Raw genomic sequence first — 21,829 nt, 5'->3', positions numbered from 1 at the left:
TGCAGGCGGAGGATATTACAGGTTGCTTTTCCTGCTTTGGGTTGCCAGGCTTTCCTGGAAGGAGCTGACTTCTTCAAGCAGGGAGGAGAAGCGTTCCCGTACTTCCTCCCCGATGTGCCGTCCGCTGCCGTTCAGGGCGGAGACGGTCTGGCGCGTCTGCTCCACGCACAGGGCCATTCTGGCCGCCAGCGTGCAGTAGTCCGCGCCGTTTTCCTTTTCCTGCAGAAGGCAGGAAAGAATGCGGGGAGTGATGTAACGGATGCAGTAGAAGATTTGGCCGAGGGGTTCCGGCGGTTCCGTCCTGTTCCGCTGGGATTTGTTGATTTCCCTGCTGAACTGGCGCTGGCACAGGTCCGTCAATTCCATGACCTGATGAAACAGAGGATGGAACATGCAGGATTGGACTTCCTGCGCTTCCTGCTCGTTGAGAATGTCAAAGAGGCTGAGCATGCCGGAGCTTTTGCAGGAACAGGGGGTGCCCGTTTCTTCCGACTGCGCGATGTCGTCCAATACTTCGTCCCAGCCCATGACAAACGCCACGCGGATGTCCCCGGTGGGGTTCAGCCTGTATTTCTGGAAGACTTCCTGGTAGGCGATGGCAATGGCTTCCGCCTCCCGCAGCCGCCTGTCCCACGCATGGTCCGGCAGGTTGCCGTCTTCCCGGTTGTTGGCGTAGTTTCTGGCCCACGTCTTGACCTGGGTGCGAAGCATCTGCTGGTTGGCCATGATCTGCACCTGTTCCTCGCAGGCGTCCATGGTCCATTCCGGCAGGGATACCCTGACGGAGTAGGCGGCGCTTTCCATCAGGACCATGTCCTGATGGTCCGTGAACCATTCCATGTACAGGGAGTTTTCCAGGGTTTTTCTCCCCTTTACGGGCATGCGGCGGCTGGCCGTCATGTCTCCCGTAACGCCGCGGATGACGTCCGGCAGAGCGGTCAGCTCCGCCGGAAGCATCTGGGGCGCGGGATTTTCAAATTCCACCAGGCAGCCCGCCAGGTCCTGAAGGCAGTCTCCCTGCAGGGTAATGCGCACCGGGTGGGGCATCCCCATAAGATGCAGGACAAGCCGTATGGTTCCGCGTTCGCGGTTGTCCAGCGTGCCCCGCTGGACGTAGTCTGTAATTCTGAAGATCATATGGGGATAGGGGGAGGGGGTGGTAGTTGAATCAGCAGGAGGCCGAAACCTGGGGGAGTTCCGCATTTTTCTTTTCCACGGCGTCCAGGTTGACGAGCAGTTCCGCAATGGAGTCCCAGCGGCCCCGGGTCAGGGCTTCGCGGGCTTCCGCAGGCATGCGGATGGGAATGGAGCCGTCCGGCCAGGAGGCGGTCATGGACTGAAGGTCGATGGTGATTTCCGTTTCCGGGTGTTCGGAGACGTACCGGGACAGGGCGGCGATGTCTTCCGCGGAGGCGCACACGCAGGGCAGGCCGATGCCTGTGCTGTTGCCGAAGAAGATTTCCGCAAAGGATTCCGCGATCACGGCCTTGATGCCGGAACGCCTGATGGTTTGCGGAGCATGCTCGCGGGAGGAACCGCAGCCGAAGTTGGCGCCTCCCAGGATGATGGAGGCTCCCCGGAAACGGGGATCGTCCACCGGATGGGACTTGGACTTCCCGTTTTCGTCAAAGCGTTCGTCCCAGAACATGACGTTCGCCAGCTCGTCAAACGTGATGCATTTGAGGAAGCGCGAGGGGATGATGCGGTCCGTATCCATGTCCGGTCCGGGGACCGGGACGCAGGCGCCGGTGATGGAAGTGAATTTGGTCAGAGACATAAGATCGGGAGATGAAAGGTTAGTTCATGGAGAACACTTCACGGGCATCGGAGACTTTCCCCGTCAGCGCGGCGGCGGCCACCATGGCGGGGCTCATCAGAAGCGTGCGGCCCGTGGGGCTGCCCTGGCGTCCCTTGAAGTTCCGGTTGGAGGAACTGGCGCAGAGCTGGTCGCCCTGGAGCTTGTCCGGGTTCATGGCCAGGCACATGGAACAGCCGGCCAGGCGCCATTCGAATCCGGCCTCGCGGAAGATGTCCGCAATGCCTTCCTCCTCGCATTGCCTGGCCGTCATTTGGGAGCCCGGCACGGCCAGCGCCCTGATTCCGGGAGCCACGTGGCGTCCCTTGATGAGGGAGGCTACTTCCCGGAAGTCGGAGATGCGGCCGTTGGTGCAGGACCCGACGAAGCACACCTGGACGGGAAGTCCCTTGAGGGGCATTCCGGCGGGAAATTTCATGTATTCCAGCGCTTCACCGATCATTTTCCGTTCGTCGGCGTCCCCGGCGGATGCGGGATCCGGCGTTGTGCCGCTGATGCCCGTGTTCTGGTCCGGGGAGATGCCCCATGTCACGGTAGGTTCGATGGAGGCTCCGTCGATTTCCACAATTTCGTCGTATTCCGCGTCCGCGTCGGAGGCGAAGCTCAGCCAGCGCTCCACGGCCTTGTCCCAGTCCGCACCTTCGGGGGCGAACAGGCGTCCCTTGATGTATTCCACCGTGGTCATGTCCGGGTTCACATAGCCGCAGCGCGCCGCGCCTTCAATGGACATGTTGCAGAGGGTCATGCGTTCGTCCATGCTCATGGCGTCAATGACGTCGCCGCCGTATTCATAGGCGAATCCCAGGCCGCCCTTGGCTCCCAGGAGCCCGATGATGTGAAGGGCCACGTCCTTGGCCCGCACGCCGGGGGCCAGTTTGCCGTTTACGTTGATGCGGCGCACCTTCAGCGGACTGAGGGCCAGCGTCTGGGTGGCCAGCACGTCGCGCACCTGCGTGGTGCCGATGCCCATCGCGATGGAGCCGAACGCTCCGTGGGTGGCCGTGTGGGAATCTCCGCACACGATGGTCATGCCCGGCTGGGTGATTCCGAGTTCCGGCCCCACCATGTGAACAATACCCTGGAGGCCCGTAGGAAGATCAAAGAAGCGGATGCCGTTTTCCGCGCAGTTCCTGCGGAGTTCCCGGATCATGGCGTCCGCCGTGGCGTCCGCGAACGGTTCCGCCTGGTTGTCCGTGGGAATGATGTGGTCCACGGTGGCGAAGGTGCGTTCCGGATGGCGCACAGCAAGGCCGAGGTCGCGGACCATGCCGAAAGCCTGCGGAGAAGTGACTTCATGCAGAAAGTGTGTAGCGATGAACATTTGCGTCCTTCCGTCCGGCAGAATGCCGACGGAATGAGCATCCCAGATTTTTTGGAAAAGTGTTTTTCCCATAACTGATACCAAGCATCCGTCCGTTCGGTAACCGCGTCAAGATGCAAGGACGTATTGCTGACACGGTTTGTGTCTTACTCAGGGCGTTTTTTTGAACATTTCCCTTGCATGTATGGTCTGAATTGGTCATTTGCCAGCCTTTGGCGTATTTTCACCTGCAAAGGAAGGCGGAATTCGCGCCTGGAATGACGCTGGCCGGGAGAGCCGGATATTGTTCAGGAATTTTTCTCCCAAATCTCCGCGAAAACGTCTCCGAAGCGCCGCATCAGCTCCCCTTTTTCCCGTGATGCGGGCATTTCATTTTCCAGGCAGGTCATCTGGACGTCCTGAATGCCGCAGGGGGTAATGGCCAGGAAGGGGGCAGGGATTCCCGCGTCAGGTTGATGGCGAAGCCGTGCATGGCTATCCATTTTTTCACTCCCACGCCGATGGAGGCTATTTTGCGGTCTTCCACCCAGACGCCCACCAGACCTTCCCGGATGCGGGCGGCGACGCCGAACCGGGCGCAGGATTCGATCAGGGCATTTTCCAGGGAGGTGACGTAGGCGTGCAAATCCCTGCCGCGGCGGTTCAGGTCCGTGACGGGGTAGCCCACAAGCTGGCCGGGCCCGTGGTAGGTGGCCTGTCCTCCCCGGTTGATTTCATGGACGGGGAAGGGCAGCACGGTGCCGGGATGAAGGCTGGCATAGTCGCGCGTGCGGCCGATGGTGTACACGCCGGCGTGTTCCAGCAGCAGCAGTTCGTCTTCCCGTTCCGGGTCGTCCTGGTGGGCCCGCACCAGTTCTTCCTGCATACGCAGGGTTTCCTGATAGTCTGCCAGGCCGGGAATGCGGATGATGTTCATGTGCGGGCAGGGCGGGGATGCGTCCCTCAGCGTGTTCTGCGCGCCTGCTGGCCCAGGGCCGTGCGGTACTGGTGTACGGCGGCGGCCAGGGAGGAGGCCATGAATTTCTGGTAGCGTTCCGTGTTGATGAGCAATGCTTCCTGTGCATGAGACATGAAGCCCCCCTCCACCAGGATGGCAGGGTGCTTGATGGTGCACAGCACGGAGTAGCGGGCGCGCTTGATGCCGCGGTCAACCATGGAGATTCCTTCCTTGATGGCGAGCGGGCCTTTCAGCATGTGTCCCTGCACGGCGGTGGCCAGGGCGATGTTCATGCTGTCCTGGGAGTTGCCCTGCAGGGCTTCCTGCCGAATGTTGCGGGACATGGAGGAAGACGTGCCGGCAGGGGCCAGCGTGAAGGTTTCCACCCCGCGGGCGGACGGGCCGCCGTCATTGAAATGGATGCTGATGAAGATGGCGTTGGAATATTTGTTGGCAATCCGCACGCGGTCCTGAAGAGAGATGAAGTTGTCCGTCTCACGGGTCATTACCGTCTGGTAGCCCATGCTTTTGAGGCGGTCGCGCAGTTTTTTGGCCACGGACAGGTTGAGGTCCGCCTCCCGGCTGATGCGGTTGCGCGCGCCGCTGTCATGGCCGCCGTGGCCGGGGTCAATGACTACCGTGTTGAATCCGCGGCGGTTGGCGATGTAGGTGGGCCGCAGAACGGGATCAATGATTTTGTGAAGGTCCAGGTTGGAGACCATCAGCCCCTTGGAGGGGTGGTCCGCCACGGGGTAGGACAGGATGAACTTCATGTTGTTCATGTACATGTCCTGGCTGTGGGCCTGCATGCGGATCTGAATTTTTTCCGGCACCTCGTAAACTTTCTGGCGTCCTTCCGTCCGTTCCCGCGTGAGCTTGTAATGGGTGCGCACTTCCGACATGGGGATGTACTGCACTCCGTTGATGGTTTCCGGATTCCATCCGAACGCCGTGGACAGCGTCAACAGGAACATGCCCAGAATGCCGAGCATGGCTGTGCAGGATGTACGAGAGGACGGATACATAGGACGATATCAGGCACAGACTAACGGATTTTTCATGACGCACAAGAGAAAAGTTGCCGTGAAAGATCCTTTTGCAAAGAGAGGGAACGGCGTTCTTTCATTTTTTCCCGACATGGCGGAGAGCGCAGCCCTGATGGCCACCTGCCGGGAAAAACCGTTTCCGCGGCGTGCGGAAGATAGTTCCGGGTTCTTGTAAATGACGCGTTTCCAGTGCATGCGTGTACGCCGGAAGGATGAGGGCTTATCCGGAGGCGTGGGCATCGCGGAATTCCGGCAGGAAGGCCGGGGAATGCGGTTTCCTGAGATTGGCGGGGATTAGCCGGAGGGATGAAAAAAGCGGACTCCCCGTAAAGGGGAGTCCGCCTGGTTGAAGGAAGAGTAAAGACGGCGGTTACTTGGCCGCCTTTTCGTCCATTTTGGCTTTAACCTGTTCTTCGATTTCCGAGTACAGTTCCTGATTGGATTTGAGGGCCTCCTTGGCGGCGTCGCGCCCCTGGGCGATCTGGCTGCCGTTGTAGCTGATCCAGGAGCCGCGCTTCTGGATGATGTCGTATTCCATCGCCAGGTCCAGCAGGCTTCCAACGGAGGAGATGCCTTCATTGTACATGATGTCGAATTCGCATTCCGTGAAGGGAGGGGCCACCTTGTTCTTGACCACCTTGATCTTGGTGCGGTTGCCGGTCACGGAGCCGTCGCTGCCCTTGATCTGGCCGATGCGGCGGATGTCCACGCGCACGGAGGCATAGAATTTCAGGGCGCGGCCGCCGGGAGTGGTTTCCGGATTGCCGAACATGACGCCGATTTTTTCACGGATCTGGTTGGTGAAGATGCAGACGGTCCGGGCCTTGGAGATGAAGCTGGTCAGCTTGCGGAGGGCGGCGGACATCAGGCGGGCCTGTGCGCCCACGGTGGAGTCGCCTATTTCGCCTTCCAGTTCCTGTTTGGTAACCAGGGCGGCTACGGAGTCCACCACGATGACGTCGATGGCGTTGGAACGCACCAGGGCTTCGCAGATTTGCAGGGCTTCTTCACCCGAGTTCGGCTGGGAGACCAGCAGGTCGTCCAGGTTCACGCCCAGGCGGGCGGCGTATTGCGGGTCCAGGGCGTGTTCCACGTCAATGAACGCGGCCAGACCGCCGGATTTCTGGGCCTGCGCGATGGCCGTGAGGGTGAGGGTGGTTTTACCGGAGGATTCCGGTCCGTAGATTTCCACGACGCGTCCGCGGGCGAACCCGCCCACGCCCAGGGCGCGGTCAATGAGAAGGTTGCCGGTGGGGATGACATCCACTTCCATTTTGGCATTGTCGCCAAGACGCATGATGGCGTTTTCACCGAAGTCTTTTTGAATCTGGGTCAGGGCAAGATCAAGGTTGCGCTTGCGTGCGGCCGACAGTTTTTCCGCTTCGGGAGATAAGGGTGTATCGTTGCTCATATATCGTGAAAAATTATAGCTGAACGTGGTCTGTTTGCAAGCGTTCAGTGGGTCTTTCCAAGGTCATTTTCCCTTGATGCAGAGTAGAATTCTGACATGTGGGAAATCCTGTGAAAACCCGCGGGAGCAGGGTTATTCCTCAATGGGCTCCGCCAGCGGGATGTCCTCATAGGCTCCGTCAAAGAGGACGGGAACGTTGTGTTCCGGGATGAGGTTGATGGCGTTGATTTTACGGTGGGTCTGCCGTGCGTGTTCCAGCGCCTGTTCCAGCTTGTCCACCTGCCGTTCCAGCCCGTAGTGGCTGAATGTGGCCTGGCAGTCGTTGGAGAAGCGCACGCAGAAGGACCAGTCGTTGGGCGTGGAGATGGAGACGATGCCGGGCAGGAATTCGGACACCGCGCCGGACAGCAGTTCAATCAACTGCATGGGCGCTTCCAAATCCCGCGTGCTGACGCCGTAGGAGAGCTGTCCGGAACTGGGTGGCCTGAGGGAGACGGAAGGCAGGTGTTTCCCCTGGATGTAGGGCATGTGGACCGTTTCCATGCACGGAAACATGACGCCGTCCTTGTCCGCCAGTACGCCGTATTTGGCGTCTCCGGGATGGATGCCCAGCTCCGGACAGTCGATCCAGGCCGCGGGGATGCGCGCATCAATGTCCACAATCAGCGTGGGGTTGGAGGAGACCTGGTACTTGACGTCCGCCCGGCGGATGGCGGGGCATTTCTGCAGGCGCTGTTCCAGTACGGAGGCGTCTATGGAAAAGATGTTGTCCTGCGGCCCTACGCCCATGACGGCGAAGGCCTGTTCCGCATTGAAGATGCCGTTGCTGTTCAGCGTAACGGTGTCGATGGAGAGCCAGTCGTACTTGAGGATGTAGTTGGTCCACAGGAAGACGATGGCGCCGATGAGGCCGATGATGAGCGCGTAAACGACGACGATGTGGTACAGCTTGCGCCGGAAGAGCCAGAAACGGTAGTTCTTGCCCTTGCGTTCGATGGCCTCTTTTCTGGCCTCCCGTTCCAGCAGAAGCATTTCCTGCCTTTTGGCGGAGGGGGGGACTGGCGTTGTGACTTTATGCGACATCGGGGGTGTGGGATGGGCGACTCCCCGCCCTTTGTCAAATACTACGCTCTTTCCTGGGGGTGGCTAGCGATAATTCCGCAATTTTTTCACAGAGGGCTTCATAGGACCAGCCGGCGGCTGCCGCGGCCTTCGGGAGCAGGCTGGAGGGGGTCATGCCGGGAATGGTGTTGATTTCCAGCACGAAGGGGGCCTCGTCCCCGTCGCGGAGCAGCACGTCCACGCGGCCGTAAATTTCCACGCCAGCGGCGCGGTACGCCTGAAGGGCCGCTTCCTGCACTTTTTTTGCGGTTTCCTCCGGAAGGTCCGCCGGGCAGATGTAGTCCGTGCCGCCGCCCATGTTCATCCAGGGGTATTTGTTGCTGAGGTCATAGAAGCCGGAGCGGGGACAGATATGGATGACGGGCAGGGCTTCTCCGTCCAGAATGCCCACGGTAAGCTCCCTGCCCTGGATGAATTCCTCCACCAGCACTTCCGGACCGTGGGTGACGGCTTTCTCCATGGCGGGCAGCACGTCTTCCTGCCGGTGGACGATGTGGACGCCCACACTGGACCCTTCGCAGGGCGGTTTGATGACGAAAGGCAGCGGAAGGGACGGCATCACGATGCCGTTGGAGCAGTCCAGGATTTCCGCTTTCGGGGTGGGGACTCCGGCAGCCGTGAAGATTTTTTTGGATTTGGCCTTGTCAAAGCAAACGGCGCTGGAACGGGAGCCTGCGCCGGTGTACGGGATGCCGCGTTCTTCCAGAATGGACTGGAGCGCGCCGTCCTCCCCGAAGGTGCCGTGAATGATGTTGTAGGCCAGTTCCGTGCCTTCCGGCAAACGGAAGTCCGGGCCTTGCAAGTCCACCCGGGTGACGTTGGTGAATCCGGCCCGGACCAGGGCGTCGTAAACGGAGCTGCCGGAGACGAGGGATACTTCCCGTTCGGCTCCCGGTCCGCCGAGGAGCAGGGCGATGCTGAGGTCGCGCTTGAGGATGCTCATGATGAATCAGTGAATGGTTGGTTAGAATTGAGGTTCGCGGTCGCCGATGACCTGGGCTTCCGATTTCAGGTCGATTCCCCGGTTTTCCATGGCTTCCTTGCGGATCATGTCGATCAGAATGGTGATGTCCCTTGCCCTGGCGTGGCCCCGGTTGATGATGAAGTTGGCGTGCACGCTGGAGACGCAGGCGTCTCCCACACAGGCGTTTTTCAGCCCCAGTTCGTCAATCAGCTTGCCTGCGGGGATTTCCTCCGGGTTTTTGAAGATGCAGCCGGCGCTGGCGCCGGAGGGCTGGGACAGCCTGCGTTTGGCGCGGGCGTCTTCCAGTTTTTCTTCAATTTCCTCCCTGGCGCAGGGGCTGCCTTCAAAGACGGCCTGCAGCACGAAGTTGTGGGCCAGGTCCGGAATGGAGCGGTACTGGGCGTTGAGGTCGCCGGAGGGGTGGCTGCGGATTTCCCCGTCTTCATCCAGGCAGGTGACGGAGACGAGGTTCCGGATCATGTCCCTTCCCATGGCTCCGGCGTTCATGCGGAGGCTTCCGCCCACGTTGCCGGGGATTCCGTCCATCCATTCCAGGCCGCCGAGGCCGCTGCGGAGAGCGGCGGAAACCATTTTTTTCAGGCGTACGCCCGCTCCTGCCGTGATGAAGTTGTCCCGGACTTCCAGTGTGCCGAATTCTCCGCCGGAGGGGTGGATGACGGCGCCGCGCAGGCCGCCGTCGCGCACGATGATGTTGGAGCCGCGGCCTACGACGTGGACCGGGATGTTTCTGTCCCGGCAGTAGTTGACGGCCGTCTGCATGGCGGCGAAGGTGGAGGGCTCCAGCCAGAATTGGGCGCAGCCGCCCACGCCCATGGTGGTATGGCGGGACATGGGCTCATACAGCGTTCCGTTCAGGGATTCTCCCGCCGTGCGTTCCAGGTCCTCCAGCAGGGCGAGGTCCCGGGCGATGCGCATGCCGCATTCGTGGACGTTGCCCGCCCCCAGCGTCAGGAAGAGGTCGCCGGGTTTCAGGGCGTTGCCGATGGCGTGGTGGGCCGTGTTGAGGTCCGGCAGATAGGAGGTTTCCACCCGGCCATGCCTGTGCATGGCGTCAATGATGGTTTGGCCGCTGATTCCTTCAATGGGAAGCTCGCTGGCGGGATACACGTCAGCCACGAAGACGAGGTCCGCGGCCTGAAGCACTTTCCCGAAGTCTTCCGCCAGCATCTGGGTGCGCGTGTAGCGGTGCGGTTGGAAGTACACGACGAGGCGCTCCGGCTGGAGGGAGCGGGCCGTTTGCAGGGTGGCGGCTATTTCCGTGGGATGGTGGCCGTAGTCGTCCACGATCCGGATGGAGGGAGAAAGGTATTTGGTTTCAAAACGGCGCTTGGCTCCGGCAAAGGAGGCCAGTCCGCGCGTGACGGAAGGGAAGTCCACACCCAGTTCCGTGACCAGGGCGATGGCGGCCAGGGCGTTCAGCACGTTGTGGCGGCCGGGAATGCCCAGCTCCACGCGGCCCAGTTCTTTCTCTCCCTTGAAAACGGTGAAGAGGGTGCGGCCGCGGCGTTCCACCACGTCGGCCGCGGTGTAGTCCGCGTCAGACCATCCGTAGGAGACGGCATTGGGATATTTGGCGCAGACGTCCGTCGCGCCGGGATGGGCCTTGCAGTAAATGATTTTTCCGCGGGTCTGGGTGCATAGCTGGTTGAAGACGGTTTTGATTTCATCTAGGTCCTTGTAGTGGTCCAGGTGTTCCGGCTCCACGTTGAGGACGATGCTGTGTTCCGGAATGTAGTTGACCAGCGTGCCGTCGCTTTCGTCCCCTTCCGCCACCAGATATTCGCTGTCTTCATTCCAGTGGGCGTTGGTTCCCAGCACGGGGATTTCCGCTCCCACGTAATGGCAGGGGCGCATGCGGCCTTCCCTCATGAGGTGGGCGCAGAGGGCGGAAGTGGTGGTTTTGCCGTGCGTGCCGGAGACGACTACGCCCTTCTTTCCGTTCAGGATGGCGGCCAGGCATTCCGCCCGGCGCATGCAGGGGATATTGAGCTGGCGCGCGGCGGCCAGCGCCGGATTGTCCTCCCGGATGGCGCTGGAATAGATGACGATTTCTGCGTCCGCCACGGCGTCCGCGGAGTGCGGGCAGGAGAAGGCCAGCCCCAGGCTTTGCAGACGTTCCGTCTCCGTGCTGGTTACGCGGTCGCAGCCGCTGACCCTGTGCCCCATCTCCATGAGCATGAGAGCCAGGCCGGACATGCCGGACCCCGCCACCCCGATGAGGTGCAGGCGCGCCGGGGACTTCCTGTTGATGAGACGTTTGCGCAGGGTTTCAATCATGGCTGGCTGGAGAGTCCGTGTTTTCAATGACATTGGCGATGCGGGATACTGCATCAGGCATGTCCAGACGTAAAGCACATTCATTCATGGACGCCAGCAGGGCGGAGTCTGTGAATACTTCCTTCAGGAACGCGGCGATGTCGTCCGGCGTCAGCGTGTTTTCCCGCATCATCCGCGCCGCGCCGTGGGCCGCGAAAACGCGGGCGTTGTGGGCCTGGTGGTCGTCCGCGGCAAAGGGGTAGGGCACCAGTAGGGCCGCCTTGCCCATGTGGGCCAGTTCCGTCAGGCTGGAGGCTCCGGAACGGGAGACGACTACGTCCGCGGCGGCGTATGCGGAGGCCATGGCGGAGCAGAATTCAATGACGTGCACGTGGGGCATGTCCGCCGTCAGCTGGCTGACCCGCTCAAAGTCAGCCGATCCGGTGATGATGAGGAAGTCGCACAATTCCGCGCATTGCCTGGCCGCCTCAATGACCAGGGAGTTGAGGTTCCTGGCTCCCTGGGAGCCGCCCATCACCAGGACCATGCGGCGGTCCTGAGGCAGGTTGAGTTCCTCCCGGGCTTCCCTCCTGTCCTTGCGGACCTCCATTTCCTGGCGAACCGGGGTGCCGGTGACGATGCATTTGGCGGGGTTGAAGTAGTGTCTGGCTTCCTCAATGCCCAGCAGCACGTTCGTGCAGCATTTGGCGGTCATGCGGTTGGCTTTGCCGGGCAGCGCGTTGGAGTCGTGCACGTAGGTGCGGATGCCCTTGCGGTGCGCCGCATATACGGGGGGGAAGGAGGTGAAGCCGCCCATGCCGATGACGGCGTCCGCGCTGACTTCATCCAGCAGGTTGCGGCTGAAGCGGATGGTTTTGTACAGCCTGAGTCCGAAACCCAGCAGGCCCAGGGACGGGATTTTGGGCATGGCGATGGCTTCAATGACGCGGAAGTCAAGATCGCCGTAGTTTTTGCTGGCCTGGGCATCCACTTTTTTCTGGGAGATGAGCAGGGTGACCTTGTGGCCGCGTTTCTTGAGTTCCTGGGCCACGGCTATTCCGGGGAAGAGATGGCCGCCGGTGCCTCCGCAGGCAATCACGATGTTCAGCGGGCGGCGTGTGGGAGAGGGCTGGGTCATAATCTTACGTCAATGGAGCGTTCGTCTTTGCGGGTGATTTCACAGTTGGGCTGTGCGCCGGTGGAAAATCTCTGGATGCTGGTGAGCATTCCCAGTGCGGCCAGGGTAAAGACAAGGTTGGTGCCCCCGAAGCTGATGAAGGGCAGCGGCAGCCCGGAGTTGGGCACGGCATTGGTCACCACCGCAATGTTCAACATGGCCGGGCAGAAGATGATGGCCACGATTCCCACGGCCAGGAACCGCCCGTAGGCGTCCCGGCACTGCATGGCCACGCCGATGCCGGCGTATGTCATCAGGAAGTAGGCCAGAAGCACGGCCATGGTTCCGTAAAAGCCGAATTCCTCTCCAAGCGGGGCGAAGATGAAGTCCGTGTGGGCAAAGGGGAGGGTGCCGTGCTTTTCCGCGCTGTTGCCCAGCCCCACGCCTTCCAGGCCTCCGCGCGAAAGGGCGATGGCGGCGCGGTACTGCTGCAGGCCGGCCCCCTGGCTGTGGGCGTCCAGGTCCTTCCAGGCCAGGAAGCGTTCCAGGCGGTTGGCGTTGCTCTGTACGAGGAAGTAGAGGGATGCCCCGGCCACGATCAGGGCGGCGCCCAGGTAGATTTTACGCGTGCCTGCCACGAACATGACGCAGAAGGCGGCCAGGGCCAGGGCCACGGAGGTGCCCATGTCTTTTTCAAACAGGATCAGGGCCAGCGGAATGCCGAAGATGACGCCCGGCATCACGAACCCCCACCAGAAGGAAGTGGTGCGGTCCCGGTACAGGGCCAGCCAGTGGGCCAGGGCCATCATCATGCAGAGTTTGGCGCATTCGCTGGGCTGGAATTGCATGCCGATGGTGATCCAGCGGCGTTCCCCGTTGATTTCCTTCCCGATGCCCGGCACGTAGCACAGGACCAACAGGAAGGAGGCGAAGCCCAGGATCCACCAGATATATTTCCGCCACAGGCGGTAGTCTATGCGGGAAAGAACTAGGGCGCCCACCAGCCCCGCGCAGGCGAAGGCCGTCTGCTTGAAGAGCGGTTCGTACGGATGCTTGGTTTCCTCCGCCCACGCGGCTGTACTGGACACCATCACCAGACCCACGACCAGAAGGCAGATGACGAAGAACCAGACCAGAATCATGCAGACTTTGGAAGACATGGCGGCAGCCGGGCGGACCGGAAAGGACTATTTCTTGGGGATCATTATTTTTTGGCCGATCTTGAGGCGCGCCACGTCCTTGTCGCTCATCTTGTTGAATTTCTGGATATTCCTCCAGTTCATTTTATACTTGCGGGCAATGACGGAGAGCGTTTCCCCCTTTTTCACGATATGGATGGTTCCGGTCAGGGCCGTGTCGGCTTCGGCGGGTTTTTCCTGGACGAGATGATCGCCGGGGCGAGCCGGGATGACCAGCGTGGTGCCGCTGACCAGTTTCTGCATGTTGGGGTTGACGGCTTTCAGGTCCGCGACGGAGACCCGGTTGTCGCGGGCGACGCGTTCCCAGGTGTCACCCGTGCGCACGATGTGGCGGGCCGGACCTGCCACCGGGGCGGCATCGGGGATATGTTCCTGAGCGGTCGGGGCCGGAGCGGCCTGTTCCTGCCTGCCGGGGCGCGCGTCCACTACCTGTTCCGGCTGGGTGATGGTCACCGGGGCGGCGGGAGCCGCCTGGGGAACGGCGGGGGCCGTTACGGGAGCTGCGGTGGGGACGGGGATTTGCGGGACGGTGGGCGGGGAGGGCAGAGTGGCGGTCATTTCTACCATTTCCGTGGTGTTCTTGAACCAGGTGCTGCGCACCCACACCCCGCCGATGACGAGAAGATGGAGGAGAAGGAGGACGACGAGCCAGCGCACGACGGTGCTGCTGGGTGCGTCGTCTTCAAATTCGGAGACGCGGGCACGGTACCTGCTGAGTTTGGCGCGGAGTACGGTACCCAGCTTGCGCTTCGGACGCGTGCGTCCGGTCGGATTGTGATCGGGGTTTTTGGTCGTTTTCATGATGATGGTTTTGGTGGGATGGTCAGGAGAGGGGGGATAGGGCATTCACGGCGTCGCGAAAGGCCTGTCCCCGCTGGGCGTAGCCGGTGAACATGTCGAAGGAGGAGGTGCCGGGGGAGAACAGGACGGTGTCTCCCGGCCGGGCGAGCAGGCGCGCTTTTTCCACGCAATCCGCCACGTCTGCGGCTTTTTCCGTGGGCGCCGCAGGAGAAAAGGAGTCGTAAAGCTGGTCCGCAATCTGGCCGAAGACCACGCAGGCGCGCACTTTTTCCTTCAGCATGGGGCGGAGGGGGAGGTAGTCCAGTCCCTTGTCCTTGCCGCCGGCAATGAGGACGACGGGGGCGTTCTGCGATTTCAGCGCCGCTTCCAGGGCATGCAGGTTCGTGGCCTTGGAGTCGTTTAGCCACAGCACGCCGTCCAGCGAGCGGACGGCTTCACAGCGATGGCTGGGAGGGGTGAATTCCTCCAGCACTTCCGCGGCGGTTTCCGCCGGGATGCCCAGGTGGCGGCAGGCCAGCACGGCGGCCATGACGTTTTCCGCGTTGTGGCGCTGGCTCAGGGAAGTCCCTGCCAGGTTAAGCAGGGGGGAGTCTCCTTCCATGACAAGGGGTTCCCGGTAGTACAGGTCCGCTTCCGGGGATTCGGAGCTAAATGTCCGGACGAGAGCTTTCAGGGCGGGCAGATGTTCTCCGAAGCGCACCACGGCCAGGTCGTTTTCCGTCTGGTTGTCGAAGATGTGCAGCTTAGCCTTGTAATAGTCTTCCACGGCGGTGTAACGGTCCATGTGGTCCGGCGCGAAGTTGAGCCATACGGCCACGTCCGGATGAAAGTCGCGGATGGTTTCAAGCTGGAAGGAACTGACTTCCAGCGCCAGCACGTCCGGAACGGCATCCCGGAGAAGCACTTCCGCCATGGGCACGCCGTAATTGCCGCAGGCAACGGCCTTTTTCCGGCGCGGAGCAGGATTTTTTCCACCAGGGACGTGGTGGTGGTCTTGCCGTTGGTGCCGGTGATGGCAATGATTTTTCCCCGGTAGAAGCGGGAGGCCAGTTCCATTTCGCCGATAGTCTCCACGCCTTCCCGTCCAAAGGATTTGACAAAGGGGCAGTCCGTTTCAATGCCCGGGGAAATCACAACCAAGTCCGCGCGGAACGCGTGCCCGTCTTCTTGCGTGGCGCCGGCATGCAGAGGGATGTCTTCCGGCCAGCCTGTGATTGCCGGAGAAGTGTCGAATACGCATACGCGTCCGCCATGCTTCATGGCCAGGCGCGCCGCGGCGCGTCCGCTTCTGCCCGCTCCCAGAACGGCTATGTTGAGGTCGTGAAGATTCATGGGCTGGTTATGCGGTGGTGATGAGGAACAGGCCCAGGAACGCGAGCAGGAGGCTGATCATCCAGAACCGGGTGATTACCTGCGTTTCCTTCCATCCCTTAAGTTCAAAGTGGTGGTGAATAGGGGCCATGGCGAAGATGCGCTTGCCGTGGCGCAGCTTGAAGCTGCCTACCTGGAGGACGACGGACGTGGCTTCCATGACGAAGACGCCGCCAATGACGATGAAGAGGATTTCCTGCGCTGTGCAGACCGCCGCCATGCCGAAGGCGCCCCCCAGGGCCAGGGAGCCGGTGTCCCCCATGAAGACCTTGGCCGGGTAGCAGTTGTACCACAGGAAGCCCAGGCAGGCTCCCACGACGGCCATCATGAAGACGCTTATTTCATTGGCCGCCGGATGGAAGGGGATGTTCAGGCCGTCCGCCATCAGCCAGTTGCCGGCCAGCGCGGCAAGGATGGCGTACGTGATGCCCGTGGCGACGGAACAGCCGGAGGCCAGCCCGTCCAGTCCGTCCGTCAGGTTCACCGCATTAGAGGCGGAGACTACGACCAGCGCGCCGAACGGGATATAAACGTACCACGGCAGATTCACCTGCCCGTAGAACGGGATGAAGAGGGAAGTGACGTAGTCGTGCAGTTCCACGCGCGGCTGCCCTTCCGGATACAGCCACAGGAAAGCGACGCCCAAAAGACCCACCAGGACCTGGACGATGAGCTTTTTACGTGCGGAAATGCCGTCGGAGGTTTTTTTGGTTACTTTCAGGTAGTCGTCCCGGAAGCCCAGCAGGCCCAGCGCCACCGTGACGAACAGGCAGGAGATGATGAAGGGGTTGCCCATTCTGGCGCACAGCAGGGTGGCCGCCAGCGTGGCGCCCACGATGAGCACGCCGCCCATGGTGGGAGTGCCCGCCTTCGCTCCGTGAAGTTCCGCCAGTTTGTGAACCTCTTCCGCCGTCCTGATGGGCTGGCCGATTTTCAGGGAAATCAGCGCGCGGATGACCCTGGGCGCGAATGCCATGGTCAGGACGAAGGAAAGCAGGCAGGCCAGCAGGGCTCTCCCTGCCGTGCCTGCAAGCCCGCATCCGGGGCAGATATGTTCGATGAGGGAATACATGATTTACTGGGGCGGAAAAGTGAGGTTCATGACTTGCTCCATGCGGGCGGCGCGGCTGCCCTTGAAGAGGACAATGTCACCCGGGGCGACGTGGTTTCGGAGCCATTCGGCGGCTTCCTCCGGCGTGGCGAGATACAGGGCCTGGGTGGCGGAACCGGGAGGGATGGCGTCCGTGATTTGCGCGGCGTCCTGCCCTACGCTGACTACATAGTCGAAATGGAGTTCCTCCGCCGTACGGCCCACCAGGGCATGGCCTTCCGCGGAGAAGGTGCCCAGTTCCCCCATTCTGCCCAGCACGGCAAAACGCCTGCCCGTGCAGGGGAGGCCGGCTGCCGTGCGCAGGGCCGCCTGCATGGAGTCCGGGTTGGCGTTGTAGGTGTCGTCTATCACCAGGATGCCGTCGCTCTGCTTGCAGTGCAGCCTGCCTCCCGTCAGCTTCGCCTCGTTCAGGCCGGAGACGATTTGTTCCTTCGCAAGACCTGCCACCCAGCCGGCGGCGGCTGCGAGCAGTGCGTTGCAGACCATGTGGCGGCCGTGCACGGGCAGTTCCACCGTTTCCCGGCAGAAGTCCGGTATGATGAGCGTGAACCGCGTTCCGTCTTCCGTGGAAACGAGGTTTTCCGCACGCACCGTGCCGGAATCAATGCCGCAGTCGATGCAGGCGGCGCGGGTGGATTGCCGGATCATGTCCGCATAGTCGCAGTCCGCGGGAAAGATCATGTGGCCGTTTTCCGGAAGGCATTCGGCAACCGTGCATTTTTCCCGTGCGATGTTGTCCCGGGAACCCATGTATTCAATATGGGAAGTGCCGATGCTGGTGATGATGCCGATGTGCGGCCGTGCCATTCCGCACAGCGGGGCCAGTTCCCCGGGATGGTTCATGCCCATTTCCCAGACGGCCATTTCATCGTCGGGTTCCGCTTTCAGGATGCTGAGGGGGACGCCGATGTGGTTGTTCAGATTGCCTTCCGTGGCGACGGTGCGGAATTTCCGGGAGAGGACGGCGGTAGTCAGGTCCTTCGTGGAGGTTTTCCCATTGGACCCGGTCAGGCCCACGACGGTCAGCTTCAGGTTGGAGCGCCACCAGGAGGCCAGCTTCTGCAGGGCGGCCAGCGTGTCTTCCACCAGGATGACGGCGCAGGAGGGGTCGATGCCGGGCTCCACGCGGCTGACGACGACGGCCGCCGCGGTGCGGGAGGCCTCCGGAGCGAACAGGTTCCCGTCGAATTTTTCTCCGCCCAGGGCAAAGAAGACGGCATGCGGCGCCAGGGCGCGGCTGTCCGTGCAGACGCCGCCGGAAGCGACCCTTTCAAAGGGGCCGCTGACCAGCTGTCCGCCGATGGCATTGCAGATGCCGTGTGCCGTAAGGGAAGTCATGGGAGTGATGGACGTGTATTATGCCTGCGTGAACTCGTCTTTGATGCGCATGTTGCGGCGCACTTCCTTGGCGTCGCTGAAGTCGATGCGCCCCGTGGAAAGTTCCTGGTAGTTTTCATGGCCCTTGCCGGCAATGAGAACGATGTCTCCCAGCCGGGCCTGGTCGATGGCCGTGGCAATGGCCCGCGCGCGGTCCGGGATAATGGCGTACCGGCCTTCCGGCATGCCCGCCGTGATCTGGTTGATGATGGAGAGGGGCTCTTCACTCCTGGGATTGTCCGACGTGACGATGCATGCGTCCGACAGGCGTGCGGCCACGGCGCCCATCAGCGGGCGCTTTCCCTTGTCCCGGTTTCCGCCGCAGCCGAATACGGTGATGAGGCGGCGGGAGCACAGTTCCTTGAGCGTTTTACAGACGTTTTCCAGGGCGTCCGGGGTGTGGGCGTAGTCAATGAAGATTTGTGCGCCGCCCGGATGGGTGAACAGTTCCAGTCTGCCGGGCACCTGCGGAATGTTCTGGAGGCTGGCGATGGCGTCCCTCACGGGGATGCCTGCACAGATGACGGCCGCCAGGGCCGCCAGGCTGTTGTACATGTTGAATTTGCCGATCAGGGGCACGCGGACCAGGTAGCTTTTTCCCTTGTATTCCAGCTCATATTCGCTGCCCCTGGCCGTGGCGTGGTGCACCAGCATGCGGAAGTCCGCGCCCAGGGCGGAACCATAGGTTTTCACCGCCATGCGGCCGGAGAACATTTCCGCCAGGCGGCGGCCGTAGGCGTCGTCAATGTTGATGACGGCCACGGGCTTGCGGCGGGATTTGGTGTCCGCCGCCATTTGCTCGAACAATTTCACCTTGGCCTGGAAGTAGTTTTCCATGGTATGGTGGTAGTCCAGATGGTCCTGGGTCAGGTTCGTGAAGATGCCCACATTGAAGTTGATGCCCGCCACGCGTTCCTGGTCCAGGGCGTGGGAGGAGACTTCCATGGCTACGCCGCGGCAGCCGTTTTCCAACATTTCCTTCAGCAGGTGTTCCAGTTCCAGAGGACCCGGCGTGGTGTGCGTGGAGGGGGTGATTTCCTCCCCGTTGTCGTAGGCGATGGTGCCGATCAGCCCGGCGCGCAGCCACGATTGCTTGAGGAGGGAATGGGCAATGTAGGCCGTGGTGGTTTTCCCGTTTGTTCCGGTGACGCCGATCATGGACATGTGGCGGGAGGGGTGGCCGTTCCAGGCCGCTCCCATCAGGCTGACGGCCAGCCGGGAGTCGTTCACTTCCACCCAGGAGACCTTGCCGTCCCTGGCTTCCTGCGTGCAGGGGGATTCCGCCACAATGGCGCATGCTCCGCGCCTGATGGCCTCCGGAATGAAGGCGTGCCCGTCGGCCTGCGTTCCTTTCAGGGCAATGTAGCATGAGCCGGGCAGAACGCGGCGGCTGTCGCATTCCAGATGGGAGATTTTCACCTGGCCGGAACCGGTGAGCGTATGTTTGGGAAGATCTTTGAGAAGAGTAAGTAGCTTCATGATGTGGTTTTATCTGCGCGGCTGGTTGGACGGGGAAGCGGAGGCGGGAGCCTGGGACGTTTTCTTGTCCGGATCTGCGGAAGGAGTGTTCTTGGGAATGTTCATGGCCGCCGCCAGGCGCGTGGCCAGTTTCTGGAAGATGGGGGCGCAGACGGTGCCGCCGCCGGGGTGGCAGTGCTTGGAGGTGGGGTCGTCAATAACCACCAGGCAGACGAAGGCCGGGTCTTCCACGGGCAGCATGCCCACGAAGGAAACGGTATAGCGGTTTTCATAGTAGCCTCCGGTCGGCTTTACCTTGTGGGCGGTGCCCGTCTTGCCGCCCACGTTGTATCCTTCAATGCGGGCGCGCTTGGCGGTGCCGTCCATGTCCGTGACGTGGAAGAGCGCGTTCCGCAGGTTTCTGGCCGTTTTTACGCTCATGACACGGCAGACTTCCACGGGAGGGGAGGGCTGGAAGTTCTTGTCATCCACGTAAATGCCGTCCACCAGGCGGGGGCGCATGCGCACTCCATCGTTGGCGATGGCGGCGTACGCCATGGCCACCTGCAGCGGGGAGACCATCAGGGAGTAGCCGAAGCTGATGCGGGAGAAGTTGACGAAGTTGCTGCCATCCTGGCACTGGCTGTTGGTCTCCCCCGGCAGTTCGATGCCCGTCTTGGAGGAGAAGCCGTACAGGTCAAAGTATTTTTTATAGGTGGGCCAGCCCGCTTTCAGGGCGATGCGGAAGGCGCCGGGATTGCTGGATTTTTTCAGCACGCCCGCCAGCGTCAGGGCGCTGTAGAAGCGGGGCTTGTCCGTCACGGGGCGGGAGCCGGGCACGATGTAGGGCGTGCAGTTGATGGTGGTGTCGAATGAGGCCTTGCCGGAATCCACGGCGGCCGTGGCCGCCACGATTTTGAACGTGGAGCCCGGTTCATAGAGGGATTGCACCGCGAAGTGGTAGGCTCCTTCCTGGAGGCCTTCGCGCGTATTTAAATTATAGTGCGGCCTGCTGGCCATCGCCAGAATGTTGCCGGTCTTGGGGTCCACCACGATGATGCAGCCCCTGGGTTTGTGGGTGCTGTCCGTATAGAAGGAAATGGCCGCGTCCAGTTCCTCCTCCACAATGGTCTGGTATTCCATGTTCACCGTCAGGCGCACGTTCAGTCCGTCCACGGCGTCCTTGAAGCGGGAGTCCGCGGAAGGGATGATGCGCCCGCGGCTGTCCTTCCGGCATTCCCGGATGCCGTCGTGGCCCAGAAGCTGGTCGTCCAGCTGTTTTTCAAGGCCGGCGAGCGCTACGGGGTAGGCGCCGCTGGTTTCCGTCTGGGCGATGTAGCCGAGAATGTGCACCATGCATTCCGGCACGGAATAGATGCGTTTGGAAGAGGTTTCAAACCGGAAGCCCCGGATGCGGGCGTTCTGGATGGCTTCGCGCAGGAGTTCCGCTTTTTCCTCCGACAGGTTTTTGGCGATGACGATGCGCCTTTTGGGAATTTCCCCGTCTTTTTCCACGGCGCTGATGATGTCCTGGACGCTCATGTCCGGCAGAAAGGGCGCGATCACCCTGGCGGCGTATTCCAGATGGGCCTGAACGTATTCCTGCACCGTGGCCGGGTCATAAAGTTCTTCCATCCTTTTTTGAGCCTTGTCCGCTCCTTCCGGCCCTTCCTCCGGTTCCTGAAGGAGGATTTTTGCTAGGTTGTATTCCTTGCTGCCGTTTTTTTTGCTGGCAGCCTGGTTGAGAATTTTCCTGCGGAATCCGGAAACGAGCTTTTCCTGGTCCTTTTCCGTTTTGGTTTCCGCCCACAGCGGGGAGTGGACCGCCTTGGAATAGGCGAGCGCGTAGCTGATAACCTTGGGGTCGCTCAGGTGGTAGCCGTCCGCAACCAGGATGGAGCTGTGCATGTTGTTGGTGAGGATTTCCTCATTGGCATCCATGATGCGGCCGCGCTGGGGGCGCAGCACCTCCCGTTCCAGAATGCCGCCGCTGGGGAGGCCCCCCGTTTTCCTGGGAGAGACAAGCTGGATGTTGACCAGGCCCAGCATCAGCCAGATGACCACGGCGCCCGCCACGCCGCACAGGACGAGGCTTCTTCTGGCGAATCTGGATTTCGTGAGCGTGGTCATGAATGGCGCGACGCGTTTAGTTGCCGGCCGCGGCGATGCGGGAGGCGTTTTCCGGGGAAATGTATTCTACGGCTGCGGGGTCGATGGGCTGAAGGTTGGATTTGTCCTGGGCCAGCCTGTCGCGGATGGCCCAGCGGCTGGTCAGGGAGGAGGTCTTGGAACGGTAGTATTCCCCGGTAAGTTCGCAGGACGCGATTTCGTCGTTCATCTGCTTGATGTCGCGCGTAACCTGGACCTGGTCGTTTTTCAGGACTGCATAGGTGATGCCCGCGCCGCAGGTAAGGGAGGCGAAGGCAATGAGCCACATGATCATGCTCACGCTGATCTGGTGGCCGGTGAAACGCTGTTTGAATTTTTTCATGATGGTGGGA

Annotated in this window: 18 protein-coding genes and 1 pseudogene; all 19 read right to left on the bottom strand. The window is 61.5% G+C overall.

The window, feature by feature from the left end:
* Positions 1–15: 15 nt before the first annotated feature.
* A complete protein-coding gene (locus tag OQH67_RS03975; protein WP_215434364.1) occupies positions 16–1,137 on the bottom strand; it encodes a hypothetical protein in 1,122 nt (373 codons plus the stop codon).
* Positions 1,138–1,168: 31 nt separating this feature from the next.
* Complete coding sequence (gene leuD, locus OQH67_RS03970) at positions 1,169–1,777, bottom strand: 3-isopropylmalate dehydratase small subunit (RefSeq protein ID WP_215434366.1); 609 nt, start codon at positions 1,775–1,777, stop codon at positions 1,169–1,171.
* A 19-nt stretch (positions 1,778–1,796) separates the two neighbouring features.
* A complete protein-coding gene (leuC, locus tag OQH67_RS03965; RefSeq protein ID WP_215434368.1) occupies positions 1,797–3,209 on the bottom strand; it encodes a 3-isopropylmalate dehydratase large subunit in 1,413 nt (470 codons plus the stop codon).
* A 313-nt stretch (positions 3,210–3,522) separates the two neighbouring features.
* Positions 3,523–4,053, bottom strand: coding sequence for a lipoyl(octanoyl) transferase LipB (gene lipB, locus OQH67_RS03960; protein WP_265145652.1), 531 nt, complete (start codon positions 4,051–4,053; stop codon positions 3,523–3,525).
* A 26-nt stretch (positions 4,054–4,079) separates the two neighbouring features.
* Entirely contained in the window at positions 4,080–5,099 is a 1,020-nt protein-coding gene (locus OQH67_RS03955; protein WP_215458835.1) for an N-acetylmuramoyl-L-alanine amidase family protein, read from the bottom strand.
* A 391-nt stretch (positions 5,100–5,490) separates the two neighbouring features.
* The gene (recA, locus tag OQH67_RS03950) at positions 5,491–6,531 is read right to left on the bottom strand and encodes a recombinase RecA (protein WP_067572044.1); all 1,041 of its coding nucleotides are present in this window, start codon (positions 6,529–6,531) and stop codon (positions 5,491–5,493) included.
* A 132-nt stretch (positions 6,532–6,663) separates the two neighbouring features.
* Positions 6,664–7,614: a cell division protein FtsQ/DivIB gene (locus OQH67_RS03945; protein ID WP_082770052.1), complete on the bottom strand. Its 951-nt coding sequence runs from the start codon at positions 7,612–7,614 to the stop codon at positions 6,664–6,666.
* A gap of 34 nt (positions 7,615–7,648) precedes the next feature.
* Positions 7,649–8,596: a D-alanine--D-alanine ligase gene (locus tag OQH67_RS03940; RefSeq protein ID WP_215434374.1), complete on the bottom strand. Its 948-nt coding sequence runs from the start codon at positions 8,594–8,596 to the stop codon at positions 7,649–7,651.
* 21 nt (positions 8,597–8,617) lie between these two features.
* Entirely contained in the window at positions 8,618–10,915 is a 2,298-nt protein-coding gene (murC, locus tag OQH67_RS03935; protein WP_215434376.1) for a UDP-N-acetylmuramate--L-alanine ligase, read from the bottom strand.
* Positions 10,908–12,032 (bottom strand): undecaprenyldiphospho-muramoylpentapeptide beta-N-acetylglucosaminyltransferase, encoded by a 1,125-nt coding sequence (gene murG, locus OQH67_RS03930; protein ID WP_215434383.1) that lies wholly within the window; start codon positions 12,030–12,032, stop codon positions 10,908–10,910. Before murG ends, murC begins: the two co-directional genes overlap by 8 nt.
* A complete protein-coding gene (locus OQH67_RS03925; protein WP_215434385.1) occupies positions 12,029–13,171 on the bottom strand; it encodes an FtsW/RodA/SpoVE family cell cycle protein in 1,143 nt (380 codons plus the stop codon). The genes murG and OQH67_RS03925 overlap by 4 nt, the downstream gene beginning before the upstream one ends.
* 27 nt (positions 13,172–13,198) lie before the next feature.
* Positions 13,199–14,056: a LysM peptidoglycan-binding domain-containing protein gene (locus tag OQH67_RS03920; RefSeq protein ID WP_215458836.1), complete on the bottom strand. Its 858-nt coding sequence runs from the start codon at positions 14,054–14,056 to the stop codon at positions 13,199–13,201.
* Complete coding sequence (murD, locus tag OQH67_RS03915; RefSeq protein ID WP_265145648.1) at positions 14,034–14,924, bottom strand: UDP-N-acetylmuramoyl-L-alanine--D-glutamate ligase; 891 nt, start codon at positions 14,922–14,924, stop codon at positions 14,034–14,036. The genes OQH67_RS03920 and murD overlap by 23 nt, the downstream gene beginning before the upstream one ends.
* Before the next feature lie 158 nt (positions 14,925–15,082).
* Positions 15,083–15,343 (bottom strand): annotated as a pseudogene (locus OQH67_RS13165) (hypothetical protein); the annotation flags it as partial.
* Between the two features lie 7 nt (positions 15,344–15,350).
* A complete protein-coding gene (gene mraY, locus OQH67_RS03910; protein ID WP_067572022.1) occupies positions 15,351–16,454 on the bottom strand; it encodes a phospho-N-acetylmuramoyl-pentapeptide-transferase in 1,104 nt (367 codons plus the stop codon).
* 3 nt (positions 16,455–16,457) lie between these two features.
* Positions 16,458–17,831: a UDP-N-acetylmuramoyl-tripeptide--D-alanyl-D-alanine ligase gene (locus OQH67_RS03905; protein ID WP_215434391.1), complete on the bottom strand. Its 1,374-nt coding sequence runs from the start codon at positions 17,829–17,831 to the stop codon at positions 16,458–16,460.
* Positions 17,832–17,849: 18 nt separating this feature from the next.
* On the bottom strand, positions 17,850–19,349 hold the full coding sequence (locus OQH67_RS03900; protein ID WP_067572020.1) for a UDP-N-acetylmuramoyl-L-alanyl-D-glutamate--2,6-diaminopimelate ligase: 1,500 nt from the start codon (positions 19,347–19,349) through the stop codon (positions 17,850–17,852).
* 9 nt (positions 19,350–19,358) lie between these two features.
* Positions 19,359–21,458, bottom strand: a complete 2,100-nt coding sequence (locus tag OQH67_RS03895) for a peptidoglycan D,D-transpeptidase FtsI family protein (RefSeq protein ID WP_215434393.1) — start codon at positions 21,456–21,458, stop codon at positions 19,359–19,361.
* A 16-nt stretch (positions 21,459–21,474) separates the two neighbouring features.
* On the bottom strand, positions 21,475–21,819 hold the full coding sequence (locus OQH67_RS03890) for a hypothetical protein (RefSeq protein WP_067572017.1): 345 nt from the start codon (positions 21,817–21,819) through the stop codon (positions 21,475–21,477).
* Between the last annotated feature and the right edge of the window lie 10 nt (positions 21,820–21,829).

The sequence above is a fragment of the Akkermansia biwaensis genome, assembly GCF_026072915.1.
Taxonomy (GTDB): Bacteria; Verrucomicrobiota; Verrucomicrobiia; order Verrucomicrobiales; family Akkermansiaceae; genus Akkermansia; species Akkermansia biwaensis.
The sequence above is the reverse complement of the archived record's forward strand: the minus strand, read 5'-3'. Positions and strand labels throughout refer to the sequence as shown.